Consider the following 589-nt stretch of genomic DNA (forward strand, 5'->3'; position numbering starts at 1 on the left):
GTACAAAGCGCATGTGCGGTCGTGTTATTGCCTCGCAGATTGCTTCAGGGTCGGCCGCGTCGGTCTTGTTGCTCCTGACGTAAGGGCGGACGAATTGCGGGGGCGATCAGTTGAACCGTATGTCCGGGCTTTGTGAGTTCGCGGCCCCAGCAATGCGAGGAGCCGCACGCCGCCATGCCGGTTACACACGGGTGCAGCGTGGCGAAATACCGAAGTATATCTGAGCGTCAGAGCTGTTTGCGTACAACGGACTTGTCCTTGCAAATCGACGGCGTGAACCTGCAGCACATTTTTGGCCAGGTCCAGTCCAATAGTCGCCATGTTCATGATGAACGCCTCCTTTGCCGTGGATATCACGACTTGTCCACTTTGACACAATCTCTTGCCACTTAGCGGGAGTCGTCCATCACATCAGCGCCAGAACGGGTCCCTGTGTCGCTGAGCTATTGTCGGATCTGGTGTATGGGGTTGAGGCGGGGAATGTTGCTTGTCGAGAGTAACAACCAGCTAACCGGAATCCACCACCAATGAATGAGTTTACGGAAGAAGCGAACAGCGGTAAAGCAGCAACGTTGGGCAGCCTGGACGA

Annotated in this window: 1 pseudogene; it reads right to left on the reverse strand. The window is 55.7% G+C overall.

What is annotated here, in order from left to right:
- Window positions 1-327, reverse strand: a pseudogene (locus HV796_RS45320) (IS110 family transposase); the annotation flags it as partial.
- Window positions 328-589: the final 262 nt, after the last annotated feature.

The sequence above is a fragment of the Paraburkholderia humisilvae genome, from assembly GCF_902859855.1.
Taxonomy (GTDB): Bacteria; Pseudomonadota; Gammaproteobacteria; order Burkholderiales; family Burkholderiaceae; genus Paraburkholderia; species Paraburkholderia humisilvae.